Here is an 11,508-nt window from a genome sequence, read left to right on the forward strand (position 1 = left end):
CGGCCGACGCCGCCGGCGTCGCGGAATCCGGATGCGGACGCGACCCCGGGCGGGCCGGGGTCGCGTCCTGTCCTGCACCGGCTTCAGTTGTAGCGGGCCTGCAGGTTCACGCGGGCGTACAGCGATTCGCCGACCACCTTCACGTAGTAGACGCCGGCCTCCGGATTCGCCACGCGCACCGTCTCGTTGGTGCCGGGGCGGGTCGAGGCCCAGTCGTGCTCGTCCGCGCCCGGTTCGCTGCCGCGGCTGACGTAGACCGAGACGTCGCCGGTGCCGCCGTAGGTCAGCACGTTGAGGTTGCGCATGCCGGCCGGGACCTCGATGCGGTAGAGGCCCTCGGTGCCGGCCACGCCGCTGAGGCCGGTGACGACCTGGCCGCTGGTGATCGGGGTCGAGTCGATCGGCGGCTCCTCCTCGCAGCCCGGCTCGCCCGGTTCGCAGGGCTCCTCGCCACCGCCATCCAGCGCCAGCGCCAGCGCGGCGGGGGCATCGACGATGCCGGCGCCCATGGGCTGCGACGGCGCGCTCGCGAACGCCCGCGCCGACTCCTTCAGGATCGCCTCGATCTCCGCCGGCGTCTTCGGCACCTCCACCGCGCTCTGGATCAGCGCGACGATACCGGCCACGTGCGGCGCCGCCATCGAGGTGCCGGCCATGCCGCCGTAGGTGGGATCCTCGGGCACCGTCGCGCCGCTGTTGATCGCCTGCCAGACGTAGCCGTCCGGATTGCCGTCGGTCACGCCGCCGCCCGGCGCGGAGAGATCGACCAGGTTGCCGTAGTTGGAGTAGTAGGCCTTGATCCCGGTGATGCCGGTGGCGCCGACGTTGATGACGTTGGCGCAGCTCGCCGGCGAGTGGTTCGCCGCGTCCTGGCCCTGGTTGCCGGCGGCGACGACGACCACGGTGCCGCGCGAGACGGCCCCGTTGATGGCGTCCTGGGTCAGGGTGTCGCAGGCGCCGCCGCCGCCGAGGCTCATGTTGATGACCTCGGCCGGGCTGGCGTTGGTGGGTACGCCGTCGACCTCTCCGCCCGAGGCCCAGACGATGGCGTCGGCGATGTCCGAGGTATAGCCGCCGCAGCGGCCCAGCACGCGCACCGGCAGGACCTTCGCATCGTGCGCCACGCCGGCCATGCCGGTGGCGTTGTCGGTGAGCTCGGCGACGGTGCCGGCGGTGTGCGTGCCGTGCCAGCTGCTGTCGGTGACGGGCGAGCCGGCGTAGCACTCGTTGGCGACCGGGTTCCAGTCGCCGAGGTCGGCCGCGCCCGGGACCCGCTCGTCGGAATCGCGGCGGGAGACGAAGGCATCGGTGATGAAGTCGTAGCCCTCGAGCATGTTGGCGTCCATGTCCGGATGCGCGGTGATGCCGGTGTCGAGCACGGCGACCACCACGCCCTCGCCGGTGGACGTCTCCCAGGCGGACTCGGCGCCGATGCCGCCGATCGCGTCGTGCAGGTGCCACTGGTACTGCTGGTAGTAGTTGTCGTTCGGCACCAGCATCGGGCGCACGTCCGGCAGGCGCGTGTGGGTGAGGCGGCGGTCGACCTGCACGAATTCAACCGAGGGGTCGGCGGCGATCTGGCGCAGCAGCGCCTGGGTCTGGTTCGCGTCCAGCGCGCGCGACAGGCGTACCACGTCGGCCTGCGAGGCCGTGGCGCGCAGGCGCGACGCGCTCAGCGGCAGCGCGGCTCCGCCACGGGCCACGCCGCCGGCGATGCCGGCGCGGGCCGCGGCGCCGGCGATGGTCTCAGCCACGCGGTCAGCCGCTGCGGTGCGCAGCCGCGCACTGTCGCGGTACTTCACGACCAGGCGCGCATAGCTGCCGTCGGACTGGATGCCGGCGGTATCGACCTGCCCCGCGAAGGCGGCCGGAACGGCGAGGGTGGCGCCGATGAGGGCGGAAAGGATCGAAACGCGGGTCGAGCGGTTGCGGCTTGTCACGTCGTTCTACCTCGATTGTGTCCACCGCGCCCGCCGGATTGCGGGCGCGTCCTGCCTGAGGGAGCCGGCGCCGCGGCGCCGGCCTCGGTGCGCCGCCGGTCGGCGGCGCGAATCACCAGCCGAAGCCGACACCGACGCCGGCCGAGCTCTCGTCGCCGCTGAAGGCACCACCGAAGGTCACCGTGGCGTTCTCGCCGAGCGCGCGCTGGTAGCCGACCGAAAGGGCCTGCTCGCTGCCGGAGAAGCCGGCGCCGACCGCGACCCGGTTCGGTGTGCGGATGCCGGCGGCGCTGGCGGCCATGTTCACCATGGCGGCGTTCATCGCGCCCATCTTGTCCATGCGCTGGTCCTGGTCGCGGAAGCGCTCCCGGGTCTCCTCGCGCAGGTCGTCGATCTCCGCCATCGGTACCGCGATCGCCTGGTCGGTGTAGGCGTTGGCGGAGGTCAGCGTCTGCGCATCGCCCTGGCGCACCACATCCACGCTCGCGGTGTCCGCGTCGGCCGCGGCCGGCACGCCCGCGCTCTGGCGGGTTCCGGTCGAGGCCGTCGCCGCCTCGCCGCGGATGCCCGCGGGCGTGGTGCTGGCGACGCTCTCGCCGGTGGCCGGCTCGCGCGCGGCGGCGGTCGCGGTCTCGGCGCTAGTGGCCGCGGGCTCGTCGGACCCGGCGGTCGCGGCCTCCGGCGCCTTGGCCCCGGCGGCCGTCGTGCCGTCGGTCGAGGCGACCGCGGTGTCCGCGGTCGCGGCCGAGGCACCCGACGCGATGCCGGTGCCCTTGCCCGGGGGCGGCGTGGTGCTCGAGCCGTCGGTCTCCAGCGCATCGACGCGGCCGTCGAGCGTGGTCAGGCTGCGGTCGAGGGCCCCGAGGGCATCGCCGACGTTGGAGTAGTTGCGGCCCTGGACCAGGAAGTTCGGCGGGATCAGACCGCCGGCCGCGTTGACCCCGGCGCCGCCGCCGAGGATCTGGGCGACGCTGGTCATGCTGTTGTGCAGCTGGCCACCGTTGATCGCCTCCATGCTGCCGGCCGCGACGCTGCCGCCACGTACGTTGGCGATGGTGGTGCCGCCGGCGCCTTCCAGACCGACCCGGGTCTTGTCCTCGTCGTCGTAGCTGACCGCCTGCTCGGAGACCTCGCCGATGAGGTCGGCCGTCTCGGCGAGCTGGGCCACGTTCACCGCGTCGGTGTCCGCCGTGCCGGCGGCGACGTTGGTGACCTGGCGCTCGGCGCCAGCGGCACCCACCGACACGCTGCCGACGCGGTCGGTCACCGAGCCGGCGCCCAGCGCGACGCTGTCGGCATGCACGGCGCTGGCGTTGGCGCCGACCGCCGTGCTGCCCTCCTCGCTCGCCCAGCTGTTGAAGCCGACCGAGGTGCTGACGTCGCCGTTGGCCCAGGCGCCGGCGCCGAAGGCGGAAGCGCCCTCGCCGGTGGCCTCGGTCACGATCACGCCGTCGACCGAGCCACCGACCGCGGCGCTGTAGTCGCCGCTGGCCAGGGCGCTGTCGCCGACCGCGACCGCGCTCTCGCCCGAGGCCTCGCTGAAGAAGCCGAGTGCGGCGCTGTAGGCACCGCTGGCGACGCTCTCGGCACCGATGGCGGTCGCCGCGTCCGCGCTGGCGGTCGAGAAGTAGCCCACCGCCGTCGACTCGATGCCGTCGGCCTCGCTGAGCGTTCCCGTCGCGACCGAGCCGTCTCCGATCGCGAGCGCCGCCGCGCCCGTGGCCGTGCTCTGCTCGCCGCTGGCCTCGCTCTCCGCACCGATCGCGGTGGCGTACTCGGCCACGGCCTGCGCATTGGCGCCGTAGGCCGCGGCGTTGTCCGCGATCGCCACCGCGTTGTAGCCCGCCGCGGTCGCCGCCCCGCCGACCGCGTTGGCGCCGGCGCCGTAGCTGGACGCGCCGTTGCCGATGGCATTGCTCGCTTCGCCGGCCGCGGTCGCATCGTCGCCTTCGGCGTAGGCCCCGGCGTCGCTGGCCGCGCTGCCGGTGGCGGTGAAGTAGCGGGCGGTGTTCTCGGCCACCTCGGCGACGGCATCGAGCTGCTCGAGGTTGACCGCGTCGGTCGCCTCCGTGCCCGCCGCCACGTTGGCGATCTGCCGCTCGGCACCGGCGGCACCGACCGAGACCGTGTCCGCACGATCGGCGATCGAGTTCGCGCCCAGCGCCACGCTGTTGTCCGCCGCCGCGTCCGCCAGGAAGCCCACCGCCGTCGAATCGGTCGCCTCGGCATAGCTGCCGCTGCCCACCGCCGTCGCGCCGTCCATGTCGGCATAGGCCAGGGTGCCGACCGCCGTCGACTGCACCCCCGTCGCCTCCGCCAGCGTGCCCACCGCGGTCGCGCCCAGCTCCGTCGCCAGCGCGCCGTTGCCCAGCGCGGTCGAGGCGATGCCGCTGGCCTCGGTCGCCTGCAGGATCAGGCCCGGGAAGCCGATCAGCAGGTCGCCGTAGTCGGCGATGCCGCCCACCGCCAGGCCGTAGTCGCCCGAGGTCGTGCTGCCGTAGCCGAACGCCGAGCCATAGGCGCCGGTCACGCTCGAGAACGCGCCCACGCCGGTGGCGTAGTCGGTCGCCACGTTCGCGCTGTAGCCCACCGCGGTCGACTGCACCCCGTCGGCCACCGCGCCCGCGCCGGTCGCGGTGCTGAAGGCGCCCAGTGCCTGCGCACCCGCGCCCAGCGCCGAGGCGCCGACGCCGTCGGCCGTGGTGTAGCTGTCCAGCAGCACCTCGCCGGTGGACTCGTCCTCGTAGTACAGGTGCCCGCCGACCGCGGTCGAGGCATCCTCCGAGGCCAGCGCATCCGCACCCACCGCCGTGCTGTTGGCGCCCGCGGCATTGCTGCCGCTGCCGTAGGCCGCGGCGCGATCGCCGGTGGCCGCGGCGTTGTAGCCGGTCGCGGTCGACTCCATGCCCAACGCGAAGCTGTTCACGCCGGTCGCGGTCGACCCATCGCCTTCGGCGTACGCATAGGCGCCCGTCGCCGTGCTGTCGTCGCCGGCCGCCGTGCTGTTGCTGCCGGTCGCGGTGCTGGCCACGCCTTCGGCGCTCGATGCCGCACCGGTGGCGGTGGCGTCGTCGGACACCGCCGAGGCGTTGTAGCCGGTCGCGGTGCTGTTCTCGCCCAGCGCCACCGCGCCCGAGCCGAACGCCGAGGCCTGTGCCGCCAGTGCCAGCGCGTTCGAGCCCACCGCAGTGGCGTAGTCGCCCTCCGCCGAAGCGCCGGCGCCGGCCGCCGTGGCCTCCTCGCCATCGACCCAGGCCTCGGCCTCGCCGGTCGCCTTGAAGTGGCGGGCGGTGCCTTCGGCGATGTCGCCCACCTCGGCGAGCTGGGCGAGGTTCACCGCGTCGTTGGCGTTCACGCCGTCGGCGACGTTGACGATCCGCCGCGTCGCCGGGCCGCTGACGCCATTGCCGCTGCCGACCGACACCACGGCCGCCTCGCTGGCACGCGAGCCGGAACCGAGCGCCACGCTGTCGGCGCCGTTGGCCCAGGCGCTGCGGCCGATGGCGGTGGCATTGTTGCCGTAGGCGAAGCTGTCCTGGCCGATGGCGGTCGCGCCGAGCGCGGTGGCCCAGGCGAACTGGCCGAGCGCGGTGCTCTGCGCGCCCGAGGCCAGCGAGGCCTCGCCGATCGCCGTGCTGTCGTCGGCGCTGGCCTCGGCATCCGCACCCACCGCGACGGCGTACAGGCCGGATGCGAGCGAGGAATCACCGACCGCTGTGCTCTCGCGCCCGGTCGCGGCGCTCTGGCTGCCGAGCGCGGTGGCGTAGTCACCGGTCGCGTTCGCCACCGCGCCGACGGCGGTCGAGAGTTCGCCGTCGGCATAGGCGCCGACACCCGCCGCCGTGGTGGCGAAGCCTTCCGCCTGCGCGCTGGCGCCGAGCGCCGTGCCGCCGACACCGGCGCTGGTCGCACCCGCTTCGACTGGATTGCCGTCCGCATCGACGATCAGCGGCTCGCCGTCCTCGTCCACGGCCATGCCACCGACCGCGACGCTGCCGTTGCCCAGCGCCTGCGCGCCGGCGCCGAAGGCCGCGCCCTGCAGCCCCGCCGTCGCGCCGTAGCCGGACGCGGTGGCGTAGTCGCCGACCGCGGCGGCGCCGCTGCCGTAGGCCGAAGCGCCGGTACCGATGGCGTTGGTCGCCTCGCCGGCCGCGGTGGCGTACTCGCCCTCCGCGTAGGCACCGGCATCGCTGTCCGCGCCGCCGGTAGCGGTGAAATACCTGGCGGTATTCTCCGCGACCTCGCCCACCTCGTTGAGCTGGGCGAGGTTGACCGCGTCGGTCGCCTCCGTGCCCGCCGCCACGTTGGCGATCTGCCGCTCGGCACCGGCGGCGCCGACCGAGACCGTGTCCGCACGGTCGGCGATCGAGTTCGCGCCCAGCGCCACGCTGTTGTCCGCCGCCGCATCCGCCAGGAAGCCCACCGCCGTCGAATCGGTCGCCTCGGCATAGCTGCCGCTGCCCACCGCCGTCGCGCCGTCCATGTCGGCATAGGCCAGGGTGCCGACCGCCGTCGACTGCACCCCCGTCGCCTCCGCCAGCGTGCCCACCGCGGTCGCGCCCAGCTCCGTCGCCAGCGCGCCGTTGCCCAGCGCGGTCGAGGCGATGCCGCTGGCCTCGGTCGCCTGCAGGATCAGGCCCGGGAAGCCGATCAGCAGGTCGCCGTAGTCGGCGATGCCGCCCACCGCCAGGCCGTAGTCGCCCGAGGTCGTGCTGCCGTAGCCGAACGCCGAGCCATAGGCGCCGGTCACGCTCGAGAACGCGCCCACGCCGGTGGCGTAGTCGGTCGCCACGTTCGCGCTGTAGCCCACCGCGGTCGACTGCACCCCGTCGGCCACCGCGCCCGCGCCCGTCGCGGTGCTGAAGGCGCCCAGCGCCTGCGCACCCGCGCCCAGCGCCGAGGCGCCGACGCCGTCGGCCGTGGTGTAGCTGTCCAGCAGCACCTCGCCGGTGGACTCGTCCTCGTAGTACAGATGCCCGCCGACCGCGGTCGAGGCATCCTCCGAGGCCAGCGCGTCCGCACCCACCGCCGTGCTGTTGGCGCCCGCGGCATTGCTGCCGCTGCCGTAGGCCGCGGCGCGATCGCCGGTGGCCGCGGCGTTGTAGCCGGTCGCGGTCGACTCCATGCCCACCGCGAAGCTGTTCACGCCGGTCGCGGTCGACCCATCGCCCTCTGCGTACGCATAGGCACCCGTCGCGGTGCTGTCGTCGCCGAGCGCGGCGCTGCCCTGGCCGAGCGCGGTGCTGTCGACGCCCTGGGCGTCGGCGTTGGCGCCGAACGCGGAGCTGCCGTCGGCATAGGCCGTCGAACGCGAGCCGATCGTGGTCGAGTCGACGCCGTAGGCGAGGCCGTTGCGGCCGATGGCGATGCTGCCCGCCTTGTCGGCGAGCGTGTACGGACCGATCGCGATCGCGGCGGTATCGGTCGCCAGCGCACCGTTGCCGAGGCCGATCGAGTTCACGCCGCTGGCGTAGCTGTAGTAGCCGAGCGCCGTCGCGGCATAACCGGTGGCGAAGGCCGACATGCCGATGGCGGTGCTGAGTTCGCCGGTGGCCCAGGCCTGGTAGCCCATGGCGGTGGCGCCTTCCTGCGTCGCCCAGGCCCAGTAGCCGGCGGCGGTCGCACCCTCGGCCGAGGCGTCGGCCATGCCGCCGATGCCGACGGCGTAGTCGCCGGCCGCGGCCTGGTGGCCGACCGCCACGCTTTCGGCGCCCGCGGCGGTGCTGTTGAAGCCCACCGCCGTGGCGTTGGCACCGACGGCGAAGGCGCCGCTGCCGAAGGCCGAACCGCCGTTGTCGAGTGCAGTGGCGGCCGAGCCGACCGCGGTCGCGTATTCGCCGTTGGCGTTCGCGCCGGCGCCGGCGGCGGTGGCCTCGACGTCGCCCGCGTAGGCCTCGGCCTCGCCGGTCGCCTTGAAGTGGCGGGCGGTGCCTTCGGCGATGTCGCCGACTTCGTTGAGCTGGGCGAGGTTCACCGCGTCGGTGTCCTCCGTGCCCGCCGCCACGTTGGCGATCTGCCGTTCGGCGCCGGCGGCGCCGACCGAGACCGTGTTCGCGCGGTCCGCCGTCGAGTTCGCGCCCAGCGCCACGCTGTTGTCCGCCGCCGCGTCGGCCAGGAAGCCCACCGCGGTCGAATCGGTCGCCTCGGCATAGCTGCCGCTGCCTACCGCGGTCGCGCCGTCCATGTCGGCATAGGCCAGGGTGCCGACCGCGGTCGACTGCACGCCGGTCGCCTCGGCCAGCGTGCCCACCGCCGTCGCGCCCAGCTCCGTCGCCAGCGCACCGTTGCCCAGTGCGGTCGAGGCGATGCCGCTGGCCTCGGTCGCCTGCAGGATCAGGCCCGGGAAGCCGATCAGCAGATCGCCGTAGTCGGCGATGCCGCCGACCGCCAGGCCGTAGTCGCCCGACGTCGTGCTGCCGTAGCCGAAGGCCGAGCCATAGGCGCCGGTCACGCTCGAGAACGCGCCCACGCCGGTGGCGTAGTCGGTCGCCACGTTCGCGCTGTAGCCGACCGAGGTCGACTGCAGCCCCTCGGCCACCGCGCCCGCGCCGGTCGCGGTGCTGAAGGCGCCCAGCGCCTGCGCGCCCGCGCCGAGCGCCGAGGCGCCGACACCGTCGGCGGTGGTGTAGCTGTCGAGCAGGACCTCGCCGGTCGTCTCGTCCTCGTAGTACAGGTGCCCGCCGACCGCGGTCGAGGCATCTTCGGAGGCCAGCGCGTCCGAACCCACGGCCGTGCTGTTGGCGCCCGCGGCGTTGCTGCCGCTGCCGTAGGCCGCGGCGCGATCGCCGGTGGCCGCGGCGTTGTAGCCGGTCGCGGTCGACTCCATGCCCACCGCGAAGCTGTTCACGCCGGTCGCGGTCGCACCCTCGCCTTCGGCGTACGCATACGCGCCCGTCGCGGTGCTGTCGTCGCCGGCGGCCGTGCTGTTGCTGCCGGTCGCGGTGCTGTCGTCCCCGGTCGCTTCCGCGCGCGCGCCGGTCGCCGTGCTGTTCTGGCCGTAGGCGTGGCTGTAGGCGCCGGTGGCGGTGGCCTCCTGCTCGGTGGCGCGCGCGGAGACGCCGGTCGCGGTCGAAGCGCGGCCGAAGGCCTCGGACCAGCCGCCGGTGGCGGTGGCGTACTCCGCCCGCGCCTTGCTGCCCGAGCCGGACGCGAGGCTGTCGGTCCCGGTCGCGCTGCTGTTGGCGCCGACCGCGGTCGAACGCCGGCCCGTCGAGGAGCTGCCGGGGCCAACCGCGGTGCTGTCGATGCCGGTGGCGCGGCTGTTGGCGCCGGCGGCGATCGCGTTGGCGCCGGAGACGCCGGCCCCCGCGCCGATCGCGATGCCGTTGGCGCCGTTGCTGGCGAACGCGCCGTAGCCGACGGCGATGCCGTTGGTCGCGGTGATCGAGGTCTGCCGGCCCAGCGCCACGCTGTTGTTGCCACGCGCCGAGCTGTCGGCGCCGAGCGCGGTCGCGCCGGTGGCGGTCGCGGCGGCGGCGGTGCCGACCGCGGTGGTGCGATTGCCGCTGGCGTTGCTGCCCGAACCGACCGCCGTGGCGTTGGTGCCGGAGGCGCTGGCCGTGCCTGCCACGGCGCATTCCTCCGCCGAGATCGGGAAGCCGCTGCTGGGGAACACGATGCAGTCCTCGTTGCCGCCCACCGCGGTCGACTGCGCCAGTGCGGATCCGGCCAGGCCCGCACCCGCGAAGCAGACGCCGGTCGCCAGCACCGTCAGCATCGGCGCCCCGCGCCGTCCGCTGCCCGCGCCGCCCACCGATCCGCCCCGACCGCCGCGCCGCGCGAGTTCCGATGCGACGACGATCGCGCCGAGGGAAGCGTTCCAGACCTTGCTGTAGATCGTGTTCATCGCGGCAGTACCCCTTGTTTGAGCGGTGCGTTGCGCAACGGCGGCGGGCGGGCCCGGTCGACGTGCTGCGGTGTGTTCGGCTTGTTCTTGTTCGTCGGCGCCGTCATCGCCTCGCCCGGTCGGGCGCGTGTGCGAAAAGGGACGGGGCCGCAAACGGCCGGTGAACACTGCACCTGCGGATTCCACTGGCGGTAGTCCGCCCGTGCCGCTGCGCTTGTCAGCGCGAGCCACCTGAAATCGCTTCCGTATCAGGCATTTATCGAAAATCAGGCACGGCCGAGCGACCGCCCCGGCGGGGCGGTCGCAGGCGTCTCGGAACCGCGCGGGAGCGCGGTGGACGACTAGGCGGCGGACGCACCCGTCGTGGACGGCACGTCGCTGGGACTGACCCCGAAGCGACGCTTGAACAGCTTGCTGAAGGCCGGGAGGTCGGCGAAGCCGTGCGCATAGGCGACGGCGCCGACGCGGCGCTCGCGCGAGCCGGTCTCCAGGTCCGCCCGGCAGCGCTGCAGGCGCACCTCGCGCAGATAGCCGGCGATGGTGATCTCCTCGCGGGCGAAGATGCGGTAGAGCTGGCGCCGGGAGCAGCCGATCACGTCGGCGAGCACGTCGGGCGTGAGGTCGTGGCGGCGGTGGTTGAGCTCGATGTAGCGCTTGGCTGCGGCGAGCAGCCCGTCCTGCGCATCGACCGACTCGCTCGCATCCGGCTTCAGGTGCCTGCGCAGGAGCATGAGCGCGAGGCGCGTGGTGTTCTCGAGCACGTCGGCGCAGTCGTCCACGCTCATCCCCGCGCCGTGCGAGGCCAGCATCCGCATCTGCGAGGTCAGGAACGGAGCAACGCCGCTGTTGGGTAGCATGCACACCGGCGCGCCGTGGCGGAACGGGTCCGCGCCCAGTGCCTCGGTCACCGCGCGGCGCGGCAGCTTCAGGCACAGGTCGTGGTGGGCGCTCCAGGTGGCCCGCGCCACGGCACCGGGGTCGAGCAGGTAGAGCGAGCCGGCGGTCACGGTGTCGGTGCCGCCCTGACCGCGGCGCTCCAGTCGCGCCTGCCCGGCGGACATCAGGATCAGCCGCAGCTCGTCGCCGGCCTCGGGGCTGCGGGACACCGCGCATTCGCCGCAGGACATGTCTACGAAGGAGGACGCCTCGCCGACGCAGTGGCGGAAGCGGGCGTGGAAGGTGCCGTACTGGTCCCGGCCGCGGTGCAGGTCCCAGTTGAAGTTGGTGCGGACGTGGTCGCGCCAGAAGTCGTAGCGCTCGCGCCACGGAACGAGGTCGGTCGAGAGCTCGTTGAAGACGTACGGCGCCGCGATGGAGCGTGCGCGCGGGAATGCGGTATCGATCACTGCACTACGACCCCTCTCTGCCGGGCCGCCAGGCCCGCATCGTTGCGTGATGGATCGCGACTTCTCCCCCTGTCGGAGTCGCCTTTGCCGATCGCCCGTCCTGCGGTGCGTGATCTGCCGGAGTCAAAAAGCCGGCGCACGCGCGCCAGCCAACCCGTGAACCACGTCACCAAACATGAGCGGGTTCTGAACAATTAACCCAATCCGAGGATCCATTCAAGCCTCGGTCATGTTCGCGGCGTCAATAGATTGGCGCTCGAGCGTGGCGGATGCCGGTCATAAACTGACGTTCGCCGTCAGTTTCGCGGCGTTCGCTGACGCAGCGGGACACGACTAACGATGTGAAGAAGCCCCGGCACCGCGTGCCGGGACGGTC

General features: G+C 73.7%; 3 protein-coding genes. All 3 read right to left on the reverse strand.

What is annotated here, in order from left to right; all coding sequences use genetic code 11:
• Nucleotides 1-83: 83 nt before the first annotated feature.
• Entirely contained in the window at nt 84-1,940 is a 1,857-nt protein-coding gene (locus KB893_RS11645) for a S8 family peptidase (RefSeq protein WP_211925905.1), read from the reverse strand.
• A 112-nt stretch (nt 1,941-2,052) separates the two neighbouring features.
• Nucleotides 2,053-9,786, reverse strand: a complete 7,734-nt coding sequence (locus KB893_RS18570; protein ID WP_213173728.1) for an ESPR-type extended signal peptide-containing protein — start codon at nt 9,784-9,786, stop codon at nt 2,053-2,055.
• Between the two features lie 341 nt (nt 9,787-10,127).
• Nucleotides 10,128-11,132: a helix-turn-helix domain-containing protein gene (locus KB893_RS18715; protein ID WP_211927223.1), complete on the reverse strand. Its 1,005-nt coding sequence runs from the start codon at nt 11,130-11,132 to the stop codon at nt 10,128-10,130.
• Nucleotides 11,133-11,508: the final 376 nt, after the last annotated feature.

Origin of the sequence: Coralloluteibacterium stylophorae (assembly GCF_018122625.2) — a bacterium.
GTDB lineage: Bacteria > Pseudomonadota > Gammaproteobacteria > Xanthomonadales > Xanthomonadaceae > Coralloluteibacterium > Coralloluteibacterium stylophorae.